The sequence below is a fragment of the Mycobacteroides franklinii genome (assembly GCF_002013895.1).
In the GTDB taxonomy this organism is placed as follows: domain Bacteria; phylum Actinomycetota; class Actinomycetes; order Mycobacteriales; family Mycobacteriaceae; genus Mycobacterium; species Mycobacterium franklinii.
Window position 1 is genome coordinate 270,415 of sequence record NZ_MAFQ01000010.1, and the last position, 26,492, is coordinate 296,906.

25 protein-coding genes are annotated in these 26,492 nt (G+C 64.5%); 12 read left to right on the top strand and 13 right to left on the bottom strand.

Annotated elements, in window-relative coordinates:
• The 3 genes from nadC to nadA are packed head-to-tail and all read right to left on the bottom strand — an operon-like array spanning window position 1 to window position 3,457.
• Window positions 1–867 (bottom strand): carboxylating nicotinate-nucleotide diphosphorylase, encoded by an 867-nt coding sequence (nadC, locus tag B4393_RS18780; RefSeq protein ID WP_078335356.1) that lies wholly within the window; start codon window positions 865–867, stop codon window positions 1–3.
• Window positions 861–2,432, bottom strand: coding sequence for an L-aspartate oxidase (locus tag B4393_RS18785; RefSeq protein WP_078335357.1), 1,572 nt, complete (start codon window positions 2,430–2,432; stop codon window positions 861–863). Before B4393_RS18785 ends, nadC begins: the two co-directional genes overlap by 7 nt.
• A complete protein-coding gene (gene nadA, locus B4393_RS18790) occupies window positions 2,429–3,457 on the bottom strand; it encodes a quinolinate synthase NadA (RefSeq protein ID WP_078335358.1) in 1,029 nt (342 codons plus the stop codon). The genes B4393_RS18785 and nadA overlap by 4 nt, the downstream gene beginning before the upstream one ends.
• An 82-nt stretch (window positions 3,458–3,539) precedes the next feature.
• Between nadA and B4393_RS18795 the strand changes: the two genes are divergently transcribed.
• On the top strand, window positions 3,540–4,235 hold the full coding sequence (locus B4393_RS18795; protein WP_078335400.1) for an NUDIX hydrolase: 696 nt from the start codon (window positions 3,540–3,542) through the stop codon (window positions 4,233–4,235).
• Between the two features lie 64 nt (window positions 4,236–4,299).
• A complete protein-coding gene (locus B4393_RS18800; RefSeq protein WP_078335359.1) occupies window positions 4,300–5,622 on the top strand; it encodes a lipase family protein in 1,323 nt (440 codons plus the stop codon).
• 6 nt (window positions 5,623–5,628) lie between these two features.
• Here B4393_RS18800 and B4393_RS18805 read toward each other — a convergent pair whose 3' ends face one another.
• Entirely contained in the window at window positions 5,629–6,165 is a 537-nt protein-coding gene (locus B4393_RS18805; protein ID WP_078335360.1) for a TetR/AcrR family transcriptional regulator, read from the bottom strand.
• Window positions 6,166–6,245: 80 nt separating this feature from the next.
• Between B4393_RS18805 and B4393_RS18810 the strand changes: the two genes are divergently transcribed.
• On the top strand, window positions 6,246–7,523 hold the full coding sequence (locus tag B4393_RS18810) for an FAD-dependent monooxygenase (protein ID WP_078335361.1): 1,278 nt from the start codon (window positions 6,246–6,248) through the stop codon (window positions 7,521–7,523).
• 105 nt (window positions 7,524–7,628) lie between these two features.
• Complete coding sequence (locus tag B4393_RS18815; RefSeq protein ID WP_078335362.1) at window positions 7,629–9,422, top strand: hypothetical protein; 1,794 nt, start codon at window positions 7,629–7,631, stop codon at window positions 9,420–9,422.
• On the opposite strand, the gene B4393_RS18820 is transcribed toward B4393_RS18815, so the two are convergent.
• Window positions 9,419–10,339: a LysR family transcriptional regulator gene (locus tag B4393_RS18820; RefSeq protein WP_078335363.1), complete on the bottom strand. Its 921-nt coding sequence runs from the start codon at window positions 10,337–10,339 to the stop codon at window positions 9,419–9,421. The two genes, B4393_RS18815 and B4393_RS18820, sit on opposite strands and share 4 nt — an antisense overlap.
• Window positions 10,340–10,405: 66 nt before the next feature.
• On the opposite strand from B4393_RS18820, the gene B4393_RS18825 reads away from it, so the two are divergent.
• Window positions 10,406–11,902 (top strand): malate:quinone oxidoreductase, encoded by a 1,497-nt coding sequence (locus B4393_RS18825; RefSeq protein WP_109558480.1) that lies wholly within the window; start codon window positions 10,406–10,408, stop codon window positions 11,900–11,902.
• On the opposite strand, the gene B4393_RS18830 is transcribed toward B4393_RS18825, so the two are convergent.
• The 3 genes from B4393_RS18830 to bioB are packed head-to-tail and all read right to left on the bottom strand — an operon-like array spanning window position 11,886 to window position 13,887.
• Entirely contained in the window at window positions 11,886–12,614 is a 729-nt protein-coding gene (locus B4393_RS18830; RefSeq protein WP_078335365.1) for a DUF2567 domain-containing protein, read from the bottom strand. The genes B4393_RS18825 and B4393_RS18830 overlap by 17 nt on opposite strands.
• Window positions 12,611–12,862 (bottom strand): biotin synthase auxiliary protein BsaP, encoded by a 252-nt coding sequence (bsaP, locus tag B4393_RS18835; protein ID WP_078335366.1) that lies wholly within the window; start codon window positions 12,860–12,862, stop codon window positions 12,611–12,613. The genes B4393_RS18830 and bsaP overlap by 4 nt, the downstream gene beginning before the upstream one ends.
• Window positions 12,859–13,887 carry a biotin synthase BioB gene (gene bioB / locus B4393_RS18840; RefSeq protein WP_109420938.1) on the bottom strand — a complete coding sequence of 343 codons (1,029 nt, stop codon included), beginning with the start codon at window positions 13,885–13,887 and terminating at the stop codon, window positions 12,859–12,861. Before bioB ends, bsaP begins: the two co-directional genes overlap by 4 nt.
• Before the next feature lie 62 nt (window positions 13,888–13,949).
• Here bioB and B4393_RS18845 point away from each other — a divergent pair, with 62 nt between their 5' ends.
• Window positions 13,950–14,624: a TetR/AcrR family transcriptional regulator C-terminal domain-containing protein gene (locus B4393_RS18845; protein WP_078335367.1), complete on the top strand. Its 675-nt coding sequence runs from the start codon at window positions 13,950–13,952 to the stop codon at window positions 14,622–14,624.
• On the opposite strand, the gene bioD is transcribed toward B4393_RS18845, so the two are convergent.
• Genes bioD through B4393_RS18860 form a run of 3 tightly spaced genes read right to left on the bottom strand, consistent with a single transcriptional unit; the run spans window position 14,621 to window position 17,787 of the window.
• Window positions 14,621–15,298, bottom strand: a complete 678-nt coding sequence (gene bioD, locus B4393_RS18850) for a dethiobiotin synthase (protein ID WP_078335368.1) — start codon at window positions 15,296–15,298, stop codon at window positions 14,621–14,623. The two genes, B4393_RS18845 and bioD, sit on opposite strands and share 4 nt — an antisense overlap.
• Window positions 15,295–16,440, bottom strand: a complete 1,146-nt coding sequence (locus B4393_RS18855; RefSeq protein WP_078335369.1) for an 8-amino-7-oxononanoate synthase — start codon at window positions 16,438–16,440, stop codon at window positions 15,295–15,297. The genes bioD and B4393_RS18855 overlap by 4 nt, the downstream gene beginning before the upstream one ends.
• 30 nt (window positions 16,441–16,470) lie before the next feature.
• Entirely contained in the window at window positions 16,471–17,787 is a 1,317-nt protein-coding gene (locus B4393_RS18860; RefSeq protein WP_078335401.1) for an adenosylmethionine--8-amino-7-oxononanoate transaminase, read from the bottom strand.
• A 123-nt stretch (window positions 17,788–17,910) separates the two neighbouring features.
• Here B4393_RS18860 and B4393_RS18865 point away from each other — a divergent pair, with 123 nt between their 5' ends.
• On the top strand, window positions 17,911–20,091 hold the full coding sequence (locus B4393_RS18865; RefSeq protein WP_078335370.1) for an acyltransferase family protein: 2,181 nt from the start codon (window positions 17,911–17,913) through the stop codon (window positions 20,089–20,091).
• Window positions 20,092–20,130: 39 nt separating this feature from the next.
• Window positions 20,131–22,272 carry a glycogen debranching protein GlgX gene (glgX, locus tag B4393_RS18870; protein WP_078335371.1) on the top strand — a complete coding sequence of 714 codons (2,142 nt, stop codon included), beginning with the start codon at window positions 20,131–20,133 and terminating at the stop codon, window positions 22,270–22,272.
• Between the two features lie 6 nt (window positions 22,273–22,278).
• Here glgX and ilvA read toward each other — a convergent pair whose 3' ends face one another.
• Both ilvA and B4393_RS18880 read right to left on the bottom strand, forming a co-directional pair.
• A complete protein-coding gene (ilvA, locus tag B4393_RS18875; RefSeq protein WP_078335402.1) occupies window positions 22,279–23,520 on the bottom strand; it encodes a threonine ammonia-lyase IlvA in 1,242 nt (413 codons plus the stop codon).
• A 14-nt stretch (window positions 23,521–23,534) separates the two neighbouring features.
• Window positions 23,535–23,972, bottom strand: coding sequence for a nitroreductase family deazaflavin-dependent oxidoreductase (locus B4393_RS18880; RefSeq protein WP_070939652.1), 438 nt, complete (start codon window positions 23,970–23,972; stop codon window positions 23,535–23,537).
• A 53-nt stretch (window positions 23,973–24,025) separates the two neighbouring features.
• Between B4393_RS18880 and B4393_RS18885 the strand changes: the two genes are divergently transcribed.
• From B4393_RS18885 to B4393_RS18900, 4 genes are all read left to right on the top strand, one after another.
• Entirely contained in the window at window positions 24,026–24,994 is a 969-nt protein-coding gene (locus B4393_RS18885) for a class I SAM-dependent methyltransferase (protein WP_157901295.1), read from the top strand.
• Between the two features lie 70 nt (window positions 24,995–25,064).
• Window positions 25,065–25,271: a hypothetical protein gene (locus tag B4393_RS18890; RefSeq protein WP_078335373.1), complete on the top strand. Its 207-nt coding sequence runs from the start codon at window positions 25,065–25,067 to the stop codon at window positions 25,269–25,271.
• 33 nt (window positions 25,272–25,304) lie between these two features.
• The gene (locus tag B4393_RS18895; protein WP_078335374.1) at window positions 25,305–26,063 is read left to right on the top strand and encodes a hypothetical protein; all 759 of its coding nucleotides are present in this window, start codon (window positions 25,305–25,307) and stop codon (window positions 26,061–26,063) included.
• A 2-nt stretch (window positions 26,064–26,065) separates the two neighbouring features.
• Window positions 26,066–26,492 (top strand): DUF6498-containing protein (locus tag B4393_RS18900; protein WP_236743190.1); only part of this gene is annotated, 427 nt, incomplete at its 3' end.

Below are 26,492 nucleotides of genomic sequence, written 5' to 3' on the forward strand. Positions count from 1 at the left end.
CTACATATCCAAACCGATGTCGAGCACCCGCGCCGAGTGGGTCAACGCCCCAACGGCAAAGTAGTCGACACCCGTCTTGGCGTATGCGGCAGCGGTTTCCAGCGATAGCCCGCCGGAGGACTCCAGCTTGAGCTGAGGCGCGCGCGCATCGCGCCGCTGCACCGCCACCTGGGTCTGCCAGACCGGAAAGTTGTCGAGCAGCACGAGCTCGGCGCCCTCGGCCATGACCTCGTCGAGTTGTTCCAGCGAGTCGACCTCGACCTCGCATTCGATATTCGGCGCTATCGCGCGGACCGCCCGCAACGCCGCCACCACCGAGCCCGCGGCCACCACGTGATTGTCCTTGATGAGTGCGGCGTCTCCGAGACCGAGTCGATGGTTGACCCCGCCTCCGGCGCGGACAGCGTATTTCTGCAGAAGACGCAGTCCTGGAAGGGTTTTACGGGTATCACGGATCTGCACGTTCGTACCGTCGACCGCGTCCACCCAGGCGGCGGTGGTGGTGGCGATACCCGAGAGATGGCATACGAGATTGAGCATGGTGCGCTCCGCGGTCAGCAGAGCGCGGGTCGGGGCGGTGACGGTGAGCAGCGATGTACCAGTGCCGACCCGAGCGCCATCGGTGAGACGGTTTTCCACCCGGTAATTCCCCGCACCCACGACCTGATCGAGCACGATGAGGGCGATATCGACTCCGGCGATGACTCCACCGGATCGGGTCACCATCGATGCGGTGCATTCGGCATCTGCGGGCACCGTCGCCTGACTCGTGATGTCCGGCCCATAACACAGGTCCTCGGCAAGAGCACGCTCTATCACCGAACGTGCCTCGGCGAGTTCGGTTTCCGTGAGATTCCCGGTCAACATGGCACCCCCGACGATAGCGCAACTTCGCAGCCATCGGTGTCGCGGCGCACCGGAAGGCTGACGGCGAACAGCGGATCGATTCCCGGCCAGTCCGAGCGGGCATGGCAGCCCCGAGATTCCGTGCGTGCCGTCGCCGCGGCGACCACGGCCTGGGCGGTGAGGGTAAGCGCCGCGTCCTCGACCTCACGTGGTGTTGCCTGCTCCGAGTTGGCCGCCACCACAGTGCCCGAACGCAATTCGGCATCCAGCATGCCGAGTCCGTCGGCGTCGCGGAGCACCGACGCCCACTGTGTCATCGCCGCTTGAAGCCGCCGACGGTCCATTCGGGGTTGCCTGCGATCGCTCTCCTCGACCACGACAGCCCGGTCTGTCACCTGTGCCGCCGCCTCCCCCGCACGCCTGCCCACCACCAGACCTTCCAACAAACTGTTGGAAGCCAGGCGGTTTGCGCCATGCATCCCGGTGCGCGCCACCTCGCCCGCGGCGAACAATCCCGCCACCTCAGTCTGGCCGTGCGGATCGGTAACAACGCCGCCGCAGCTGTAGTGGGCGCCGGGCACCACCGGAATCAGTTGGACCGACGGATCGACCCCCGCCGTCGCGCAGGCCGCGGTGATGGTGGGGAAACGGCCGGCGAAGTTGTCAATGGCGCGTGCATCGAGATAGACACATTGATCTCCGGACTCACGCAGCCGCCGGGCGATTGCCCCGGCCACCACGTCGCGCGGCGCCAAGTCGCCCAGCGGATGCACTCCAGCGGTAACCGAATCCCCATGCGCATCAACCAAAATGGCGCCCTCACCACGAACCGCCTCGCTGATCAGTGGTCGACATCCGGTCCCGCGCGGGGTATGCAACATGGTCGGGTGAAACTGGATGAACTCGATATCGGCTACCGGAACACCCGCGCGCAACGCCAGCGCAATGCCGTCACCGGTCGAGCCCTCGGGGTTGGTGGTGGCCGAATACAGATGTCCCAGACCGCCGGTGGCAAGTACCACCGCACCCGTATTGATCACACCGAGGCCGTCGCCATTTCCGACGACAACGCCACCCACGCCGCCCGGACCGATGAGGATTTCATACACCACATGGCTGCGGCGAATGTCCAGCGTCGCCGCGGCGTGATCGAGCGCCCGCTGCACTTCCGCGCCCGTCGCATCGCCGCCGGCATGGATGATCCTGCGGGTGCTGTGCCCGCCTTCGCGCGTCAATGCCCATTGTCCCGAGCGTGATTCATCGAATCGCGCGCCATCTGCCACCAAATCGCGCACGGCCCGGTAGCCATCGGAAACGATCGAGCGCACCGCCTCGTCATCACACAGGCCCGCCCCGGCCGTCACTGTGTCCCGAACGTGTGCTTCGACGGAATCTTCCGAATCCGGCAGCACCACAGCGATACCGCCCTGCGCGAAATGCGTGGCGGTAGCACCGATCTTGCTCAGTACCAAGACCTTTCGGCCACGGCGGTGCGCTGCCAGCGCGGCCGCCAGTCCGGCTACACCCGCACCGACGACGACCACATCTGCATCAGCACTCCAGGTGGTCCCCGCCGGTGGCGTCATTCTCCGCCGCCGGGTTGTCCGATCTCGATCATCCGCTGGACGCTGCGCCGCGCCAGGCGTGCGGTGTCCAGATCGACATCCACCTCATCGCGCCCTTCAACCAGGCAGCGCAGCAGAGCAGCCGGGGTGATCATCTTCATGTAGGTGCATGAGGCCTTGTCGTTGACCGCCAGGAAATTCACCTCGGGGGCGGCCTTGCGCAGCTGGTGCAGCATGCCAACCTCGGTGGCCACCAGCACTTCCCGCGCACTCGTTGCGCGAGCCGCGTCAAGCATTCCGCCCGTCGAGAGGATCTTCACTCGATCGTCGGGCACTGCCCCCTCGCCTGCGAGGTACAGAGCCGATGTGGCGCAACCGCATTCGGGGTGCACAAACAGCTCGGCGTCCGGGTGTGAACGTGCCTGCCCGGCAAGTTCGTCGCCGTTGATACCGGCGTGCACGTGGCACTCACCCGCCCAGATCTGCAGGTTCTGTCGACCCGTCACCCGTTTGACGTGAGCGCCGAGGAACTGGTCTGGGCAGAACAGCACCTCGCGGTCCGGGTCGATCGACGCGACGACATCGACGGCGTTGGAGGAGGTGCAGCAGATGTCGGTCAGCGCCTTCACGGCAGCCGTGGTGTTGACATAGGAGACGACGACCGCGTCGGGGAACTCGGCCTTCCAATCCCCTAGCTGCTCGGCGGTGATGGAGTCGGCGAGTGAGCATCCGGCCCGCTGGTCCGGGATGAGCACCGTCTTCTCAGGGCTGAGGATCTTGGCCGTTTCCGCCATGAAATGCACCCCGCAGAACACGATCGTGTCTTCGGGCGCCTCGGCGGCGATTCGGGACAGCGCCAGCGAGTCGCCGACATGGTCGGCCACGTCTTGAATCGCCGGAAGCTGGTAATTGTGCGCGAGCAGTGTGGCGCCGCGCTGGTCGGCAAGCCGGCGCACCTTTTCGGCCCAGCGGGCATCGCCCTCCACCCCGGTGTATCCGCCGGGGCCGTCAATCACGCCGTCAAGTACTACGTCAGCTGCGGTCATGGCCGCCTCCTCGCGCCTCGGGTCTCGGTCCGCCGCCAGGCTGGGGTTGGACGACCGAGGTTTTCGACTTATGATCGAAAACATGATCCATACTAGCACCGAACATGAAGTGTTAGCCGTGGTGTTCCAAGTACGTCACTTTGGCGCCAGTCAGGTGCCCGAGCTCGCGGTGCTGCTGTGGCAACGCGCGCTCGAACCACACCGCGGCTCCTGGGCCCTTCCCGGCGGTCGAGTGCGCACCGACGAAGACCTCCCCTCGTCCATCCGGCGACAGCTCGCCGAGAAGGTGGACGTGCGTGAGCTGGCACACCTCGAACAGCTGGCAGTGTTTTCGGAACCGAACCGCGTGCCCGGCCCACGCACGATCGCCTCGACGTTCCTCGGGCTCGTGCCCTTCCCCGCCACACCCGAACTCCCTGCCGACACCCAGTGGCACCGGGTGAGCAATCTGCCCGCGATGGCCTTCGACCATCACGTCATGGTCGCGCACGCACACACCCGGCTGGCGGCCAAGATGTCGTACACGAACATCGGATTCGCCTTGGCGCCACAGCAATTCACACTCTCGACGCTGCGTGACATCTACTACGCCACCCTCGGATACCCGGTCGACGCCACCAACCTGCAGCGCGTGCTGGTCCGACGTGGAGTGCTCACCCCAACCGGAACCACCGCACGATCGGGCCGCAGCGGCGGCCGCCCCGGCGCCCTCTATCGATTCACCGATGATCGGTATCGGGTCACTGACGAGTTTGCCGCGCTCCGCCCTCCCGGCTGACCCGACTAGCCTCTTAGAGTCTTCTTAGGGTATGAATGCGTGGGACCTTGAAGGGAGCGCAGGCATGGCACCCCACGACCTCGCGGTATCCGGTGACGTCAAATGGATCGGCGAAGCACCTCACCAGGAGATCGAGCGCGGCACACGCCCGCTGCTGCCCACGAAGGACCCGTTCTACCTGCCCCCTCTCGGATTCGAGCACGCCGCGCCGGGCACGGTGCTAGGCACCCGCGACGTCGAGATGGCGTTCCTCGGCCTCATCCCCCAGCGATTCACCGCTACCCAGCTGCTCTACCGGACCAATGACCTCAACCTGCGCCCCGACGCCGCGGTGACCACAGTTCTCACGCCCGCGCAGAGCGACCCGGCAACGCCGGTGCCGATCGTCTCCTACCAGTGCGCCATCGATGCCGTCACCGACCGCTGTTTTCCCTCGTATGCCCTGCGGCGCGGCGCGCATGCGCTCGGCTCCTTCACCCAGTTCGAACTGCTGCTCATCGCCGCGCTGCTTGCCAAGGGCTGGGCCGTTTCCATTCCCGATCACGAGGGTGTCGACGGGATCTGGGGCGCGCCGGAGGAACCGGGCTATCGCACCCTGGACGGGCTTCGCGCTGCCCTCAACTGCGACCGGCTGGGACTGTCCCGTCGGGCACCCATCGGCCTGTGGGGCTACTCCGGCGGAGGGCTTGCGACCGCGTGGGCGGCAGAGGTCAGCGCCGATTACGCACCCGAGCTCGAGATCGCCGGCGCGGTACTCGGATCTCCCGTAGGCGATCTGGGCCATACCTTCCGTCGTCTCAACGGTGGACTGTTCGCCGCGCTGCCCGCCCTGGTCGTCGCCGCACTGTCCCACGTGTATCCCGGCCTTGAGCACGTGATCGAGGAGCACGCGACCCCCAAGGGCAAGGAGGTCCTGGGACGGCTCGAGGACATTCCGACCTTCCGTGCCATCATCGCCATGGCCTTCAAGGACATGGACGATTTGGTGGACCAGCCGCTCGATCAGCTCCTGGAGACACCCGAGGTACAGCACGTCTTCGACAGCATCAAGCTCGGCAAGACGATCCCCACCCCGCCGACGTTGATCATTCAGGCCGTCCACGACGAGATCATCTCCACGTCGTGCATCGACGAACTTGCCGACACCTACCGCGGCGGCGGTGCCAACGTGGCGTATCACCGCGACCTGCTCAACGAGCACATACTGCTGCACCCCATGTCCGCGCCCATGTCTATGGAATGGCTCAGCGCCCGGTTCCGGGGCGAAGCCCTCCCGACCGGATCACGCCGCACGAGCTGGCCGCTGGCATTCCAACCCTCGACCTACGTCGGCCTGCTCAAACTCGGCTGGATCAGCGCCAAGGTGATCGGCGGACGTTCTCTCTAACGCGACTCAGCTGTTCAGTGCCGCGATCGCCGCACCCACCGCGGTCTTCTTGACCTGCCGATGCGAACGGTCCGCGTACTCGATGGTGCAATCCGACAATCCGCCGAGCGCCACCGTGGCCCGGATCATCTGCACCCCAGAAGGTTTACTGCCTACCAACAGCCCGATCAGCTTGCGGCGCCATTCCATCATCCACTCGCCCAGCTCGAGCTGCCCCAGCGTGGCCAAATCGCGCACGATGATGCCCATGACAACCCGATGGGCCCACAGCACGTCGAAGTAGTCCTCAAGTAATTGACGCGTATCCGCCGCATCGCTCGTGGACAAAAACGCCTCGAGGTCATCCACCATCGGCTGGACGATGCTCCGGACTAGATCATCACGCGACGAGAAGTGATAGTAGAGAGCTGGTTTGGTGATCTTCAGCCGGGCTGCGATGTCTTGCAGGCTGGTGTTGCGTAGTCCATGTTCGGCGAACAGGTCGCGCGCCACCAGCTGGATGCGCTCCCTGGTGTTGGTTGCGGCGCTTGCCTCGGGAACCATTTCTCGATATTAGCCCCTGACTTTCCGATAGGTAAGCAATATGCTCGGTATACTTACCGATCGTTAAGTAAGGAGTTGGCGTGAGGGTTCTCATTTCCGGAGCAAGCGTCGCAGGACCTACCCTGGCTTTTTGGCTGACACGCTATGGTTTTGACGTCACCGTGGTCGAGCGCGCGCCCAGTCCACGAAAGTCGGGCGGGCATGCCGTGGACCTGTTCAAGCCCGCGATGGACATCGTCGAGAAGATGGGCGTCCTGGACCGCATCGAAGCGCACGAGGCCGGCACCGACATCATCTCCATTCAGCGCGGGGGCAGACGTGGCCTGGTCGAGCTGCCGGAGGCACTGATCACCTCCGCCGTGTCGCAACGCCACATCGAGATCATGCGGGACGATCTCAGCGAAATCCTTTACGAAGCCAGCTCACCCACCGCGGAGTACATCTTCGGTGACTCCATCACAGCACTCACCGAAGAATCCACCGGTGTACACGTCTCCTTCGGCAAGGCCCCCGATCGTCGATTCGATCTTGTCATCGGCGCCGATGGGCTGCACTCGAACGTTCGCAGTCTGGTATTCGGTCCCGAGTGCGGCTACTCCCATTGGCTCGGCGAGTATCTCGCCGTCGCGTCCATACCGAACTATCTCGATCTCAAGGATCGCGCGTTGATGTTCCCGCGCGTCGACCGGTTGGCGGGCATCTACAGCGCCAAGCAACTTCAGGATGCACGGGCGTTCTTTCTCTTCCGCACGCCAGAACCGCTCGACTATCACCACCGCGATGTTGACCGGCAGAAGCAGATCCTTAAACACCTGTATGCGGACTTCGGTTGGGAGGTACCGCGGATGCTCGCCGAGCTGGACACCACGGACGCCTTCTACATGGACTCCATCACGCAACTGCGCATGGACACCTGGTCCAAGGGCCGCATCACCCTCGTCGGCGACGCGGGGTACTGCCCGGGCCCGGCCGTGGGCGGAAGTACCAGCATTGCCGTGGTCGGGGCATACGTGCTCGCCGGGGAAATCGCGGCGGCCGAAGGGGATCACACCCGCGGCTACCTCGCATACGAAGCAGCACTGCGTGACTACGTGCACCGCAGTCGACAGCTGGCCCTTACCGCATCCAGCACCCTGGTACCCAAGAGCCGTCTGGGCCTTTTGGCCCTGGTTCACGGTGCACGCATCCTGCAGCATTTGCCATCACCACTGGCGCACACGCTGTCCCGGCTCGTGGCGGCGCGCCGATTGAATATCCACGACACCTTCACCCTCTGCGACTACCAGCATGTAGCCGACCGAAGGTACATTAGCCAGAGTACGGATCAACAAGAGCCAGAACATCATTGGAGACAGTAGTTGTCACGTTGCTGTGCAACACACCCTCATCGCGAGTGCCGTGCACGGGCAGCACACCACGTAGGCTGACGTCCGGGTCGTCACAACAGAACACATAGGAGTGAGATGGACCGGACCGCCAATCCCTTGTTCAAGGCGGGTCTGGCCGCTATCACCGCAACCACCTTGGTGGTCGCACCCACGGTGGCTCCGCCCACGCGGCAGGCAATCTCACTGCCCGATATCCGGTCCGCCTCTGTACGTCTGAGCGCGTTCACCCTCACGCCACAGGCCGCCAGCGCCCCTGTGAGCCCCTTGACCGCGTTGAAACTCCCACTGTCACTGGCTGTACCCGACGCCGGCAATGCGCCGACGAGCCCATCCCGGCCTGCATCGATCACCCAGCTCACCCCGTTGGTGCAGCCACGGGCCGCGGCAGTGCAGTCCCCCGCGCCCGTCGGCGTCCCGGCGCGGTCCGGCGCATCCGCCTCGGTCGCCGCAGGACCCGCCGTCGCGAACTCCATCACCAATGGCATCGACCAGGCCTACCAATTCGTCCAGTACTGGGTCGACTACGGGGTCAACCTAGCCCAATGGGGCGCCGGGTTCGTTCCCGTCATCGGCGGCCTGGTCAGTGCGCAGATCGGTATCGTCTATGACAATCTCGTTCGGCCCATTGCCAACAGCTTTGTCTACAACCTCGTCGACCCGATCATTAACGACCCCAGCTTCTCCAACATCGTGAACTCGTTCGGGCGATTCGGCGGTGACATCGTGAACTCCGTCATCAACTTCGCCTGGGCTGAGGTGCGTTACCTGCTACCACCGCTGCCGCCCTTGCCCGGCTTGGCCCTTCAGGCGACGCCGAACGCCGACGGCACGCTACCGGCCTCTGTCCACGAGGCATTGGCGCCGTTCACCAAGGCCTTCAAGGATGCCGAGGCCCATTTTTCCGAGGCGCTGGGTCTGACGAAGACGGATCCGAAGCTGACGACCCTCGAAAAAGCCGGCACCGCAGCGCAAACCACCGCGGAATCGAGCAAGGATACGACCAAGGAATCCCCGAAGGAAGACGGCAAGGCGACCGACACAAGTGCCACTGTCGGGGTCAAGGACACCGTCAAGGACACCAAGGAAGCCCAGGACTCGAAGGTATCCGCCGAAGGCAAGGTGCCCGCCAGCGATAAGGTCACCACCGCCACCGACAAGAAGGCGGGCGACACGGCCAAAACGGATGGCACCAAAACAGATGGCACCAAAACGGATGGCACCAAAACAGATGGCAAGGAAACCACCGTCGAGGGCACCAAGGAATCCCCCAAGGACGCCACCACGCCGGCAGCCACTACCGATGCCGACAGGACTTCCGGCGATGGAACAACGGCCACCAAGCCAGCGAAAGACACCGTCAACCTGAAGGATTCGGCGAAGGATCCCAAGTCATCCACCGACGCGGCGCCGGCCGACAAGCCCGACAAGACGATCAAGCCGAAGATTCCCACCGCCAGCACAACCGAGCATGGCGCCATCAGCGCTCAGGGCATAGTCCGCGGCCCTGTCTCACAGTCGACATCGGGACAGTCCGGGCCATCGACCTCAGCCTCAAAGACGTCGGACTCCAAGGTTTCCGATTCCAAGGTTTCCGATTCCAAGGCTTCCGATTCCAGGACTTCAGATTCCAAGGCCTCCGATTCCGTCAAACCGGATAGCGCGACGCCGGATACCAAGACCACCAACACCAAGGCGACCAACCCCACAACGCCGGACGCCAAGACAAAGCCCGAGTCCAAGACTTCCGGGACAAAATCGCCAACCAGCGCCTCCGCGCACGATTCGACGAGCAAGTCCGCAGGATCCGCAAGCAGCTCATCCAAATCCGGTGGAGAAGGCTCCACCTCACACGGCGGTGGCCACGACTAGGCGTCGCGAGCAACCACGCTGTTGACGGCGGCCGGCGAGAAGTGTTGGAGTAAAAAGCCATTCAGGCACCTGGTCGGCGCCGCGCGGGTGGCGGTCCCCCAGGCCAGGGCGATGGAGCGGTGGTAGCCGCCTCCCGCCAGTGGTATTTCGCGTATCCCCGGTGGAGTGCGGTCGTCATGCGGCAAGAGCGCAATCCCCAGCCCGCGACTGATGAGTTCGCGGATGGTGCTGAACTCGGTAACTTCGATCGCGATGTTGGGGATGTATCCGGCTTCACGGCACCACTTCTCGGTGAGCTGGCGCAGGTTGTAACTGGGCGGGTTGGCGATGAATGTCTCGCCGGACAACTCGTCGAGCCGCAGCTGTGCGGCGCCTGCTAATCGGTGGTCCACAGGGAGCGCGATGTGAATATGTTGGGTGCCTATCACGTTGTGGTGCAACCGTTCTGGTGCTGGAATCACGACGGCAAGGTCAAGGTGCCCGCTCAGTAACTGGGCGCCGAGTTCCGTGCCGTGCGCCTGCTTGAGGAGCACACGAATGCCTGAGTGCCGGTATCGAAATGCGGCAAGAAGATCGGGGATGTGACCCGAACCCATCGTGAGAGGAAACCCGAAGCGGACGGTGCCGTGCTCCGGATCCGCGTCCCCGGTGAGCTCGGCAAGTGTGTGGTCGAGCTCGGCGAGCGGCTCACGCGCGCGAGCCGCGAGCCGGTGTGCCTCCGGGGTAAGACGCACCGTCCTCCCGTCGTGAATGAGCAGCGGCACCCCCAGGGCCTCCTGCAATGCGTGAATCCGGCGGCTCATTGACGACTGCGGAATGTCCAACGCGAGCGCAGCCTGCGTCATGTGCCCGTCGTGGGCGGCCAGCTCCACCAAGGCCCGCAGCTGCGGAGCCAGCTGCGATGTCCATCGATCCATTATCGGATGATACTGCTTCAATCATTCATTGGACGGAATGATTGGCAGGGACGGATCGTGAACGGTATGAGCAGAAACCGGAGCGCGTCCGACACGTCCCCCACCGAGGCCGACGTCGTGCTGATCGGCGGCGGAATCATGTCCGCGACGCTGGGCTCGATGCTGTCTGTACTGGCACCCGAGTGGCGAATCATCGTGCTGGAGAAGGCTAGCGCGCTGGCCACGGAAAGTAGCGGCCCCTGGAATAATGCCGGCACCGGGCACACCGGATTCTGCGAGCTCAACTACATGCCGAATCCCGCGAACGGTGAGAAGGCTGCGACCATCGCTCGGCAGTTCCACATCAGTCGTCAATGGTGGGCCTACCTCGCCGACACGGGGTTGCTGCAGCCCGATGCCTTCATTCACTCCGCCGCGCATATGGACGTGGTCTTCGGGCGCCGCGACGTGGATTACCTGCGACGACGGTACGAAACCCTCTCCGCCGAGCCGATGTTCACCGGAATGCGGTACACCGATGACCCGGCCATCATCGAGCGGTGGGCTCCGTTGGTGATGCGCGGCCGAGAACCGGGCGAACCCATTGCCGCCACCCTGCACCCCGACGGAACCGACATCGATTTCGGTGCACTCACCGGGGCACTGACACGCATCGTCACCGATCGCGGCGGGCAGGTCTGGCTGGGCCACGAGGTTCGCGCGCTCAGCCAGAACAGCGATGGCCCGTGGCTAGTGAGCGGCCGAAACTCCGATGGAGACTTCGCGATACGCGCGCACAAGGTGTTCGTGGGCGCCGGCGGGCACGCCCTGCGAATCCTGCAGCGCGCGAATCTTCCCGAGGTCCGCGGATACGCTGTCCTGCCCGTCGGCGCGGCGTTCCTGCGGTGCGCGGATGCCGCCGTCGCGGCGCAACATACAACCAAGGTGTACGGGCAAGCCCCGGTCGGCGCGCCACCGATGTCGGTGCCGCATCTCGACAAACGCGTGGTCCGCGGGCGGCCATATCTCATGTTCGGGCCATATGCGACATTCAGCACCAAGCTGCTCAAGCAGGGCCGGTGGGTCGACTTTTTCACCACGGTGCGCTGGCACAACGTGCATGTGATCGCGGCCGCACTCGTCCAGAACCTCACCCTAATCAGATATCTGATCACACAGCTCATCGCGGGTCCGCGACAACAATTCCGGCAGCTGCGGCGGTACTACCCCCATGCCAAGACCGCCGATTGGGAACTTGTCCCGGCAGGCCAACGTGCACAACTCATTACGCCCGATCCGCGACGGGTGGGTGTGCTCCAACAAGGCACCGAGCTCGTCGTCAGTGCCGATCGCACCATCGCCGGACTACTGGGCGCATCCCCGGGGGCGTCGACCGCGGCGCCGATCATGATCGACGCGCTCCAGCGCTGCTTTCCCGAACAATGGCACGCCACCTGGCATAAGACGATTACCGATGCCATCCCCGGCGCCGGAGATATCACCTGGGACGCCGCGGCAGTCACCAACTCGGCACGTACCACCGCATACTCGCTGCGGCTCGACGGATCTACGCCGTCGAGTTAGCGCCTTCGACTGGCGGCGCCGCCACGGGCGCCCGGTAGACGGGTGTCGGCGCAGGCGGCCACGCATCGAGATCGTCACGGGCGCAGGCAACTACACAGAACATGTACACCACCGCGGCCAGGCAGGGAGCCAGTGCCAGCGTGACGGCGATCTGAGCCTCCGTATGACCGTAGAACACCGCCGGAGCCTGGACGACATACTTGATCCGGTGGCCCTCGTCGAGCTGAGCACCCGCGATATCCAATGCGCCGTAACGTAGCCGGACCAGTACGGCGCCGACTCCCGCTGCTACCGCCGAGCACGCCAGGGCGCCCAGGGTGAGCGCGCCCGCCATGATGGGGCCGCGATGAGCCCGCCACTGCCAGGCTGCCGCGGATGCGATCACGGCAACCACCGCAGCCATACCCATGAGCATGGTGGTGCCGATAAAGAAGTTATCGGCCTGATTACCCAAGTGCACAAACACCCGGCCGTTGTCCCGGGTGTCGGCGATGGCGCCATGCACACCCGGTGCGATGACGCTCCAGAGCGCCCCCACCAGCACCCCGGCCGCGGCCAACGCGCCGAAGACGACTACTGCCGCACGAGCATGTGAAAACCGCGGCGCGCCAGGACGGTTCACGGCAGCCAACGGCTCTTCGCTTGCGCTCATCGGAACCAACGGCTCTTCGCTTGCGCTCATCGGAACCAACGGCTCTTCGCTTGCGCTCATCGCTGCTCGAGCTGCTTGGAGTCCACCTCGCCGTGGCGCGAACACTTCGCGTGCCAACCATCCGGACGCACCTGCACGATCATCCGCCGCCCACAGGCCGCGCAGAACCGCGGTGGCTCCAGCCCCAGATGAGCGGCCGTCGGAAGCGCCGAACCGGCAGCCCCACCATCGATTTCGATCCCCGTGTACACGTTGTACTTACCGGCAGCCACCGGTTCGGTACCCATGAGGTACAGACTATTGGTCACAGGCTGCTGTTCAGAGCCTTGATCGGCATCTGTAGATCGTCGAGCAGTTCCAGGTCTGCCTCGGCCGGGCGGCCCAGCGTGGTCAGGTAGTTGCCGACGATGACGGCGTTGATGCCACCCAGGATGCCCTGCTTGGCGCCGAGGTCACCGAGGGTGATCTCGCGGCCACCGGCGAAACGCAGCATGGTGCGCGGCAACGCGAGCCGGAATGCCGCCACGGCACGCAACGCGTCCGACGCCGGCAGCACCTCGAGATCGCCGAAGGGCGTTCCGGGACGCGGGTTCAGGAAGTTCAGCGGAACCTCGTCGGGCTCCAGCTCGGCCAGGTTCGCCGCGAATTCCGCGCGCTGCTCGAGGGTTTCACCCATGCCGAGGATGCCGCCGCAGCACACCTCCATGCCCGCTTCGCGGACCATCCTGAGGGTGTCCCAGCGCTCCTCCCAGCTGTGCGTGGTGACCACGTTCGGGAAGTGGGACTTGGCGGTTTCCAGGTTGTGGTTGTACCGGTGCACACCCATCGCCGACAAACGGTCGACCTGTTCCTGCGTCAGCATGCCCAGCGAGCAGGCAATCTGGATGTCGACCTCGTTGCGGATCGCCTCGATACCGGCGGCAACCTGCGCGAGAAGCCGCTCGTCGGGGCCACGGACGGCCGCCACGATGCAGAACTCGGTGGCGCCGGACTTCGCGGTCTGCTTGGCGGCTTCCACCAAACTCGGGATATCGAGCCACGCGCTGCGCACCGGGGAGGCGAACAGACCGGACTGCGAACAGAAGTGGCAGTCTTCGGGGCAGCCACCGGTCTTGAGGCTGATGATGCCCTCGACCTCGACCTCCGGGCCACACCAACGCATCCGCACCTCATGAGCGAGCGCAAGCAGCTCCTCCAGGCGATCATCAGGCAGCTGCAAGACCCGAAGCACTTGCTCTTGCGTCAGGCCCACGCCCTGTTCCAAAACCTGCTCACGGGCGACGGCCAATACATCGGCGTCAGTCGCGGCTGTCAGCTCAGCTGTCTCAGTCACGCAGCGCTCCTCACATAGGTACAAACCTGATACTCAATCCTGAACGGTGTTCAGGTTAGAGTATGGCCATCACTGAGCCAAACAAGGGGCGTGCCGTCCCACCGATGAGCCGCCTGCGTGAAGAGCGTCGGGCGCTGAACCGACATGACCTGGTGCGCCGGGCCACCGCGATTCTCGACGACTATGGGATCGCGGATCTCACGATGCGCCGGCTGGCCCGCGAGCTCGATATCGCGCCGAGCGCTCTGTACTGGCATTTCGCGAATAAGCAGCAGCTGCTGGGCGCAGTCGCCGATCACGTACTGGCACCGCTGGCCGAATCCGACCGTCGCGATGTGCCCTGGCAACAACGCATCGACTTTCTGTGCTCGGCTCTTCGCGACGCGCTGCTATCCCACAAGGACGGCGCGGAGCTGGTGTCGGCGAGCTTCGCCTCCGGCCAGACCTCACTCATGATCACCGTGCTCGATCGGCTGGCCGAGGCCGCCGTCACCGCGGGTCTGGGCGCGGTTCCCGCCGCGTTGGCCGCCCGCAGCATCGTCTATTACGTACTCGGATACGTCGCCGACGAACAGTCGCGGCTGCAGTGGGACTCCGCCGGTGCTCTCCAAGACGGTCAGTCGTTCCTCGCGGACGGCGCAGGGCTCACCGATCCCACGGCGCAATTCGGCTTCGGCACGCGCCTACTTGTCGACGGCATCGACCAGCTGGCCCGCCAGTCCAGCCCGATCGGTTAGGACACCAGCTCGGCGATCCACTGGGGGTCGAACAGCGCGACGCTCAGCTCGGCGAACACCCCAGGCATCAGCCGTGCGGCGCCCTCAGGAATCACCGCACGCACCGACGTCTGGAACTGACCCGCCAAATCCTCACGGTTGAGTCGTTGCGCCAGATCGGGCTCTGCGGGAAAACTTCCCACCACCAGTCCCGCGCACGGAACCGACTGCGCATCAAGGGCTTCCAAGGTGAGGGCGGTGTGATTGAGGGTGCCCAGGTCGGCGGTCGTCACCACCAGAACCGGCGCGTCGAGCACGATCGCGAGGTCGCGCAGGGTCTTACCCGCGGCCGCCAGCTCCACCAGGAGACCACCGGCGCCCTCAACCAACGTCAATGCGCCGGGACGATCGAGAGCGAAGATCGCCGTGGCCATCTGCACGTGGTCCAGTAACGCCAGACCGGCCCGCGACGCCGACGCCACCGGTGCCAACGGTTCGGGATAACGCACCAGTGTCTGAACCCGCCGCACACCGGACAACCGCGCTACCTCATCAGCATCACGGTCGTCACCGGTCTGCACCGGCTTGCATACCGTCACGTCGATGCCCTGGCTGACGGCCGCCGCGGCCAGGGCCGCCGTCGCCACCGTCTTTCCCACCCCGGTCGAGGTTCCAGTGACCAGGAGGATGGTCACTGGCGGGCCAGCGCCAACACTCCGGCGAGCACCTCACGCACGCGATCCAGATCCGCCTCGGTCAGTGAGGCGCGGGCCGTCAGACGCAGCAGGGATTGCCCTTCGGGAACTGACGGCGGACGGAAACAGCCCACCCTGACACCTTGCTCCAGGCATGCCTTGGCAGCGTTGAACGCGACCGTGGGATCCCCGAGGATCACCGGTACCACCGCCGACTCCGGTTTCTCCGCCACACCACACCACTGCCCCAGCGCCGCCGCGTGATCAAGGACCGCACGCACTCGTTCCGGTTCGACGGCCAGCAGGCACAGCGCCGCCAAGGCCGATCCGGCCGCGGCGGGAGCGAGACCGGTGTCGAAGATGAACGGACGCGCGGCGTCAATCAGGTGCGCACGAACTGCCTCGGAACCCAAGACGGCCCCGCCCTGGCTGCCCAGGGCCTTGGAGAGCGTGACGGTGACGACAAGATCGTCCAGGCCGGCGAGCCCGACTTCGGAGACCAGACCCCGGCCACCCGGTCCACGCACACCAAGCCCATGCGCCTCATCGACCAGCAGTACCGCGCCGTGGCTGCGACACACCGCGTGTAGCTCGGTCAGTGGTGCGAGCGCACCGTCGGCGCTGAAGACCGCGTCGGTGAGCACCAGGGCGCGTTCTTCGGGGCGTTGCGCCAGGGCCGCCGCCACCGCCTGGGTGTCGCGGTACGGCGTCACGACAACGCGCGCCCGTGACAGGCGGCACGCGTCGATCAGCGAGGCGTGGGTCCGCGCGTCGGAGACTATGAGCGTGCCGGGACCGGAAAGTGCCACGACCGCACCGAGATTGGCGGTATATCCCGAGGAGAACACCAGCGCCGATTGCGCGCCCATGAAGGTCGCGAGTTCGCGCTCCAGCTCTTCATGCAGCTCGGTATTGCCGGTGACCAGGCGCGAGCCGGTAGATCCGGCACCCCAGATCCGTAGGGCCTCGACTCCGGCCTCGATGACCTGCGGGTGCCGGGACAAGCCCAAGTAGTCGTTGGATGCCAGGTCGATCTCGGGCTCGGCAGCGCTGCGGGTACGCAGCCGACGACGGAGTCCGGCAACTTCCCGTTGCCGCTCGACCTCACCCAACCAGGCAAGCGGTGATGATGCGTCGGTCACCGGTGCCTCCTCTCCTGAACGGTGTTCAGGTTAGCGCACCGCCGAAGCGGCTCCTACCGCCGCCGCGGCGCGCACCATCGCATGGGTGATTCGGCGGATTTCCTCGTCATCGCAGATGTACGGCGGCATCGTGTAGATCAATGTCCGGAAGGGACGCAGCCACACGCCCTCATCGAGTGCCGTATCAGTGGCGATCCGCATGCCCTGCGGACCCAAGGGCTGATCCATGTCGATGACACCGATCGCCCCGAGAACCCGCACATCGGCGACACCCTTCAGATCGGCGGCCGGCGCCAAGCCCTCACTCAGACCCGCCGATATCTGCGAGACCCGGGACTTCCAATCCCCGGACAGCAGCAGTTCGATGGACGCGACCGCCACCGCGCATGCCAACGGGTTCGCCATGAAGGTCGGACCATGCATCAGTGCGCCCGCCGGGCCGTCGCTGATGGTCTGCGCGATCTTGGCGGTACACAACGTGGCAGCCAGTGTCAGATAACCGCCCGTAATGGCCTTGCCGACACACATGATGTCGGGGCTGACCCCGACGTGATCGGCGGCGAAGAGCTCACCGGTGCGCCCGAATCCCGTCGCGATCTCATCAAAGATGAGCAGCACCCCATGGCGATCGCAGATGGCGCGCAACTCAGCCAGGTAACGCGGGTCGTGGAATCGCATGCCTCCGGCGCCTTGGACCACGGGTTCGACGATGACGGCCGCGAGCTCGGCGGCGTGTTCTGTCAGTTCGGCTTCGAAACGCCGCATGTACTCGTCGTCGTACGCACTGGGGACCCGATCGGCGAAGATCTGCTGGACCAACACGTCGGTCCACAACGAGTGCATGCCACCCTCGGGGTCGCAGACGCTCATCGGCGCGAAGGTGTCCCCGTGGTAGCCGCCGCGCCAGGTCATCAGGCGATGTTTGGCAGGCAGCCCGAGGCTGCGCCAATACTGCAGCGCCATCTTGATCGCCACTTCCACCGACACCGATCCCGAGTCACAGAAGAAGACCGTCCGCAACGCCGGTGGCGTCACCTCCACCAGCAGCTGTGCCAGCCGGGCGGCGGGTTCGTGGGTGAGTCCCCCGAACATGACATGGCTCATCGACGCCACCTGCTCGGTCACGGCGCGGTCCAGTACCGGGTGACCGTGGCCGTGGATGCAGGACCACCATGAACTCATTCCGTCGAGCACATCGGTCGTTTGCCCGTCGCGCACGACGGTGATGTTCGGGCCATCCGCACCGGTCACCACCAGCGGTCTCTGGGCCGTGTCGGGGGCGCCGATCCCGCTGTACGGATGCCACAAGTGCGCGGCATCGACAGCTCCGATCTCTTCCGGTGTCAACTTCGGCACAGTCAGGGAGCCTGTCACAGACCCTCCGATCGGGGCCATTCGGATCATGCGCACACGCCGTTAGCGCGCATCTGCCAAGACTCTCGGCAACCATAGGTACATTGGGGGCCGAAAATGTTCTTCGTCTCAGCAACTAAGCCAATGACCGATCCCGAGGTGCCACCCGCCGCGGCGATGAACGCCGCCCCAAAAACCAAGGGCGACAAGGCATTTTATCGCTACGACCTCGATGGCCTGCGCGGTATCGCAATCTTTCTGGTCGCCGTCTTTCACGTGTGGTTCGGCCGGGTGTCGGGTGGAGTTGACGTCTTCTTAACCCTTTCGGGCTTTTTTTACGGCAGCAAGCTACTACGCACAGCGACTACACAGGGAGCGTCGCTCAACCCGGTGCCGGTCCTGAAACGACTAGTCCGACGGCTGCTGCCCGCACTCATCCTGGTACTCGCGGCCTGCGCCGTACTCACTGTGCTGGTGCAACCGGAAACCCGCTGGGAGACGTTTGCCGAACAGAGTCTGGCCAGCCTGGGCTACTACCAGAACTGGGAGCTCGCCAACACCGCCGCCGACTATCTGGCGGCCAGCGAGTCGGTGAGCCCGCTACAGCATCTGTGGTCCATGTCGGTGCAGGGACAGTTCTACGTCGGCTTCCTGGCGTTGGTATATCTCCTAGCAGTCCTGCTGCGCAGACCGCTCGGCCGGCACATGCGCACCGTCCTCATCACCGTGATCGCAGCCCTGTCGCTGGCATCCTTCGGGTACGCGATCTACGCCCATCTCGACTTCCAGTCGATCGCCTACTACAACACCTTTGCCCGGGCGTGGGAGTTACTGCTCGGGGTACTGGTGGGCGCACTGGTCGCCGGCACGCGCTGGCCGATGTGGCTGCGGCAGCTCCTGGCCGTCGTGGCCGTCGCGACGATCCTGTCCTGTGGCGCGCTCATCAACGGTGTACGCGAGTTCCCCGGCCCCTTGGCCCTGGTGCCCGTCGTCGCGACCCTCGTTCTCATTTTGTCGGCGGCGAACCTGCCGGAGGGGACCTCACAGCCGGCGGCCAACCGGTTCCTCGCCTCCCGCCCGCTGGTCGAGCTGGGGGCGCTGGCCTACTCGCTGTACCTCTGGCACTGGCCTCTGTTGGTCTATTGGTTGGTGTACAGCGGCGAACCCAAGGTTTCCCTCTGGGAGGGCGCCGCGATCCTCGGCATCTCGCTGGCGTTGGCCTATCTGACCAATAAGTACGTCGAGACTCCCCTTCGGTACCCGAAGGTCTCACCGAAGTCCTCGTCCCTGTGGACCCGCTTACGCCGCCCCACGCTAGCGCTGGGCACCGCGATCGTGCTGATGGCCGTGGCCCTCACCGCGACCTCATTCACCTGGCTTGAGCACGTCACGGTGCAGCGTTCCAACGGCAAGGAACTCTCAGGGCTGCGCCCGCGGGACTACCCAGGCGCGGGGGCACTCCTGTACGGCGACCGCGTACCGGAGCTGCCGATGCGGCCCACCACACTCGAGGCCTCCGACGATCTGCCCATCACCACCGAGCAGGACTGCATCAGCGATTTCCGCAACCGCGCGGTAATCACCTGTACGTACGGCAACCCGCACGCCACCCGAACCATCGCGCTGGCCGGCGGCTCACATGCCGAGCACTGGATCACCGCACTCGACATCCTGGGGCGCCAGCACAACTTCAAGATCACCACGTATCTGAAAATGGGCTGCCCGCTCAGCACCGAAGAGGTCCCCCGTATCGCCGGGTCCAATGACCCGTACCCGGACTGTAAGAAATGGGTCGACGAGGTGATGTCGCGATTGATCCAGGAGCATCCCGATTACGTGTTCACCACGACCACCCGCCCCCGTTCGGCTCTTGGCACCGGCGACGTGATGCCCGATAGCTACATGGGAATCTGGTCGGCATTCGATGAGGCCGGTATCCCGGTCCTCGGGATGCGCGACACCCCATGGCTCATCGACAAGGACGGCACCACCTACACCGCGGCCGACTGCATCTCCGCGGGCGGAAACGCCGATTCGTGCGCCATGGATCGCAACCGCGCGCTCGACGATGTGAACCCCACCCTGGCCATTGCGAACCGGTTCCCACTGTTGAAGATCCTCGATATGACTCGCGCCGTCTGCCGACCCGACAAATGCCGCGTTGTGGAAGGAAACGTGTTGGTGTATCACGATTCTCACCACATCTCGGCCACCTACATGCGCACCATGACCCGGGAGCTGGGGCGACAGATCGCTCTGGCCACCGGATGGTGGCGCCCGGTTCAACCGGGCCAGTGAGGCGCGCGATCTGGGCCTGCGCCCGATAGGGTCTTCACCATGACCCTGCCACCGCTTCAGGTATGGCCGGGTAACCCATATCCGCTGGGCGCCACCTACGACGGGGCCGGTACCAACTTTTCGTTGTTCTCCGAGGTGGCCACGTCCGTCGAGCTGTGTCTGATCGCCAAGGATGGCACCGAAACCCGGGTGCCCCTCGAGGAGGTCGACGGGTACGTCTGGCACTGCTACTTGCCGACCATCTCCCCCGGCCAGCGTTACGGCTTCCGGGTACATGGGCCGTGGGATCCCGACAACGGGCATCGCTGCGACCCGAACAAGCTGCTGCTCGATCCGTACGGCAAAGCCTTCCACGGCGAATTCGACTACAGCCCCGACACCGCGCCGCCACTGCTGTCCTATCAGATAGATCCCATGGACACCGAGGCGCTCGTTGCGCGAGACTCCCTGGGCCACACCATGAACACCGTCGTCATCAATCCGTACTTCGACTGGGGCTCGGATCGCCGTCCGCGCACCCCGTATCACGAGACCGTCATCTACGAGGCGCATGTCAAGGGCATGACGCAGGCGCACCCCGGGGTGCCCGAGGAGCTCAGAGGAACCTACGCGGGGCTGGCCCATCCAGCCGTCATCGACCACCTGCGTTCCCTTGGCGTCACCGCCATCGAACTGATGCCCGTGCACCAGTTCTTCCATGACAGCCGGTTGATCGCCTTAGGGCTGCGAAATTACTGGGGGTACAACACCTTCGGGTATCTGGCGCCGCACGAGGGGTACGCGTCTTCTCCGCATGCCGGTGGCGCCGTCGCCGAGTTCAAGGCGATGGTGCGCGCATTTCACGAGGCCGGTATCGAGGTCATCCTCGACGTCGTCTACAACCACACCGCCGAGGGCGACCACATCGGCCCGACCCTCAGTTTCCGCGGCATCGACAACCGCGCCTACTACAAGCTCAACGACGACAACCTCGCCCGGTACACCGACTACACCGGCACCGGGAACAGCCTCAACGCCCGCAATCCGCATACCTTGCAGCTCATCATGGATTCGCTGCGCTACTGGGTCACCGAGATGCACGTCGACGGATTCCGCTTTGATCTGGCCTCGACCCTGGCCCGTGAACTGCATGATGTCGACCGCCTCTCGGCGTTCTTCGATCTGGTCCAGCAAGATCCGGTCGTCAGCCAGGTCAAGCTGATCGCCGAGCCGTGGGATATCGGCGAGGGCGGATATCAGGTGGGCAACTTCCCCGGACTGTGGACCGAATGGAACGGCAAGTTCCGCGACACCGTGCGCGATTATTGGCGCGGACAGCCCGCCACTCTCGGAGAGTTCGCCTCCCGGCTTACCGGCTCCTCCGACCTGTATGAGGCCACCGGGCGCCGCCCCAGCGCGAGCATCAACTTCGTCACCGCACACGATGGCTTTACCTTGCGAGATCTGGTCTCCTACAACGACAAACACAATGAGGCCAACGGCGAGAACAACAAGGACGGTGAAACCTATAACCGCTCGTGGAACTGCGGTGTGGAAGGGCCCACCGATGACCCGCGAATACTCGCGCTGCGCGCCCGACAGATGCGCAATATCTTCGCGACCCTGGTACTGAGCCAGGGCACTCCCATGCTGTCCCACGGCGACGAGATCGGCCGGACCCAACAGGGCAACAACAACGTCTACTGCCAGGATTCGCCGCTGTCCTGGATGGATTGGGAACTGGCCGCGACCAACGCCGATCTCCTTCAATTCGCGCGATCGGTGATCGCGCTGCGCAAACAACACCCCGTGTTTCGGCGCCGTCGGTTCTTCGCGGGGCGCCCGATCCGTGAGGGCGAGGAAGTACGCGATATCGCGTGGCTGACCCCGGCCGGCGAGGAAATGACCACCGCCGACTGGGATAGCGGGTTCGGCAAGAGTCTCGCCGTATTTCTCAACGGTGACGCGATTCCAGAGCCGAACGCCCGTGGCGAACGGGTGTCCGGCGACTCGTTCCTGTTGTGCTTCAACGCCTACGACGAACCCTTGGATTTCGTGACACCCGACGGCGATCACGCGACCCAGTGGACCGCGGTACTCGACACCGCCGAGCCCGACGGCCAATGCTCGGCTGTGGTCGATGCAGGCAAGCCGGTGCGAGTGCAGGACCGCGCCCTTGTGGTGCTGCGCAAGAGCGGCTAGCCGCCGTTACGTCAGATAGCGGAAGGCCGCCGAATCTGGTTCCAGCCGTTCGATATCCAGATCCGAGACCTGCATCCGATCCAGCAGGCCCGCTAGATCGTCGGGGTTGCTGAGTTCGATACCCACCAGCGCGGCGCCCATTTCACGGTTGTTCCGCTTGACGTACTCGAACAGGGTGATGTCATCGTTGGGGCCGAGTATCTCGCCGAGGAAACGCCGCAGCGCACCCGGCTCCTGCGGGAAGTCAACCAGGAAGTAGTGCTTGAGTCCCAAGTGCACCAACGAGCGTTCCAGGATCTCGCCGTATCGCGAAACATCGTTGTTGCCACCGGAAATCAGGCATACCACGGTGGATCCCGGCTCGATCGACATGTCGGCCAACGCCGCTACCGACAGCGCACCGGCGGGTTCTGCGATGATCCCTTCGTTCTGATAGAGCTCCAGCATCGCAGTGCAGGCAGCGCCCTCATCAACCGTGGTGAGCGCGAGCATCTCCCCCGCCGCGGCCAGCAGCCGATACGGGGCAGCCCCGGCGACCCGGACGGCGCAGCCGTCGACGAACGGATCCACATGGTCGAGCGGAACCGGGCCACCGGCGCGCATGGCCGCGGCCATGCAGGCGGCACCGGCAGGTTCCACGCCCACCACGCGAACCTGCGGGGCACGCTCCCGCAGATAGGTGACGATTCCCGAGATGCAGCCACCACCGCCGACCGGCACCACCACCACGTCCGGCGGACTGTCCAATTGGTCGAGGATCTCGGCGGCGATGGTGCCCTGCCCCGCGATGGTCCGCACATCGTCGAAGGCCGGCACCAAAGTGGCACCGGTACGTGCGGCGTCAGCCTTGGCCGCGGCCGCAGCATCGTCGTAACCGTGCCCGACGGCGATCAATTCCACGAAGCCGTTGCCGTGGTAGATGATTCGCTGCCGCTTCTGTTTGGGCGTCTTGCTCGGGATGTATACCCGGCCATGCACGCCCATCGACTTACACGCCAACGCGAAGCCCTGGGCGTGATTGCCGGCACTGGAGCACACCACGCCGGCAGCCTTTTCCTCATCGCTGAGCTGCATCAGCAGATTGAAGGCTCCACGCAGTTTGTATGACCGGACCGATTGCAGATCTTCACGTTTGAGGTACACGTTGGCGCCGGTGAGGGCCGAAAGCCGATCCGCATGCTGGACGGGAGTCGGGCGCACCACCTCGTCGATGCGCTTGGCCGCGGCATCGATATCGGCGGCCGTCACCACCTCGGGCGCGCTCAAGAGACCGGTGTCAGCACGAAAACCGGGATCTGACGGTCGGTCTTGGTCTGGTACTCCGCATACGGCGGGTAGGCCTCGACGGCACGATCCCACCACGGCGCCTTCTCGTCACCGAAGACCTCGCGCGCCTGGTAGTCCTTGGTGGTACTGCCGTCTTGCAGCTCCACGAGTGGGTTCTCTTTGACGTTGTAATACCACACGGGATTCTTGGGTGCACCGCCCAGTGAAGCGACAATCGCGTACTCGCCATCGTGCTCGACCCGCATCAGGGCGATCTTGCGCAGCTTGCCGGACTTGGCGCCCAGCGAGGTCAGCAGGATCACCGGCATATCAGCGATGGTGATGCCATCGGTGGTCCCGCTCTCAATAATCTTGGTCACCTGCTTCTGCGACCAATCGAGTCCACTGGGTTCGTATTCACCGGTTAATGGCATGCCGACAACTGTATCGCCGCGCTGCGACGGACTTCCACGCATATAGTTGCGCCGTGCTTTCTTTGGAGACGATGGTTAACCAGAATCTCTTCATCTGTCCGCGCTGCGGGGCGTCGATAGACAGTGCGGAGAATGTGTGGCGCTGCGCCAGTTCGGCGTGCGAGCTCCACACGGCGTCCTTCCCGGTGGTGGGCGGCCTGCCCGCGCTCGTCGACTTCACCCGCAGCGTTCTGAACGCCGATCGACTCCAGGCCGTCGATGGAGCATCCGCACTCAAACGGGCGGGGTTGTTTCAGGTGGCGCAGCGACTCGTACACCCCGACAACACGGTGGCGCCGACCGCTGTCGCCCGCATGCTGCAGGCCCTTCGCGCCGACCAGTCGGCGCATGGCCGCCGGCCCAGGGTGTTGGTGATCGGCGGTGGCACCGTGGGCGGCGGCCTGGAAGCGTTGTATGCCGACGAGGCAATCGATCTGATCGCCTTCGACGTCTACGTCAGCCCGGTGGTGCAGTTCGTTGGCGATGGCCACGCGATTCCGCTTGCCGACGGGTCGATGGACGGCGTCATCGTGCAGGCCGTGCTCGAACACGTTGTGGAGCCACCGCAGGTGGCCCAGGAAATCCACCGGGTGCTGCGCAGCGGCGGAATCGTCTATGCCGACACCCCGTTCCTGCAGCAGGTACACGAGGGGCCCTACGACTTCACCCGCTTCACCGATAGCGGGCATCGATATTTGTTCCGCTCCTTCGAACGGATCGACTCCGGAGCGGTGGCGGGCGCCGGAACCGCGCTGCGATGGTCGATCGACTACTTCGTACGCGCCCTGACGCGATCCGTTCGTCTTGGCCGAGTGGCATCGCTGGTGTTCTTCTGGCTCAGCTACATCGATCGCATCCTCGATCCAGGGCACAGTTTGGACGGCGCCAGCAGTGTCTTCTTCCTGGGCCGGAAGGCGCCGGAGTCGATATCGGAATCGGAGCTGATCGACTATTACCGGGGTGGGATGAGGAAGACCAGCTAGTCCGTTTTTCTGCACCCGCACCCGCGTGTTCGGTTGACCGAACTTCCTCATTAGGCATATCCTGTATTCCATGACGACCTTCGAGCGCGCAGCAGATCAGGTGCGGTCCCTGGACGTCGCCGCGCTGGCATCGCCCGCCTACAAACTGCTCGCTCTCGGAATCGGCACGGCAGTCTTCCTGGTCACGCTCATGGTCGTGGCATCGATGTCGACCGCACTGTTCTCCGCTTCTGCGGTAGCCAGCCTTGCCTGGCTCACAGGCTCGCTCATTCACTGAGCAGAAGCTCGCTCCGGGGTGTAATACATCCCCATGTCTTCGCCAACCGAATCGGCCGCCGGGCACCCGGCCGGGCACCGTATTGAACGACTCGCCCACGAGATGTCCGACGACGTACTGGCCGCCGAGAAACACCTGCCGTCCTGGCTGCGTCCCGGCGCTCCGGAAAGCCGGATACCGGTTCTTGTCGCTCTTGTCGCGGCGATCTGCCTGCAGTTGGCCATCCCGGCCCAGTTCAACCTCACTCCGCGCTGGCCGCTGCCCGTCCTGGAGTCCGCGCTGCTGGTGGTCCTGGTTGTCCTCAACCCGATAAAGTTCACGCGTTCAACGACTCTCGGGCGCTGGGCGACGTATCTACTGATCGCCGCCATCACCGTCGACAACACCATCTCGGCAGCCCTGCTGGATTACAAGATCGTGTCGGGGCAGATGGGCGACAATCCGCGTGTGCTCCTGGGCAGCGGCCTGGCAATCTTCATCACCAACGTGATCGTGTTCGGCATGTGGTACTGGGAATTTGACCGGGGCGGTCCATTCGCGCGCCGCACCACGGAGAGACCACATCCGGACTTCATGTTTCCGCAGATGGCCAATCCCGAACTCGCACCGCCGGATTGGCGTCCGAAGTTCCCCGACTACCTCTACGTGAGTTTTACCAACGTCGTCGCCTTCTCCCCAACGGACACCATGCCGCTGTCGCGATGGGCGAAGATGCTGATGACCGTGCAGTCAATGGTGGCGCTTTCCACTGTCGCATTGGTACTCGCCCGCGCCGTGAACATTCTGAGCTAGCGGTGATCGCCCGGGATTCCGATCCACCCTCGGACGCACCCGAGACCCTCGATCGCATCCTTCATCTGGCCACGATGATCGTGGTCAATGCCATTCCTCTGGCCGGCTGGTTCGTCGGAGGATGGTCAGCCGGCACCACACTCGCGGTTTACTGGTTCGAGACCGTGGTGGCCTCACTGTTCGTCGCCCTTCGGACCGTCGTTCACAAACGGTGGAGTCCACGTCGGGGGCATTTCCAATACCAGGTCCCGGGACCGAACCGTAGCCGCTCGCGCGATTCCTTCGCCAAGGGGTTCCTTTTCACCACCCTCGTCTTCTCTGCCGCACACGGCTTCTTCCTGGCGATCATTCTGTTTCTACTCACCCATAACGGTAAGGCCGCGTTGATCGGTATCGACTGGCACAGTGTGGGATTCGGATGTCTTCAGG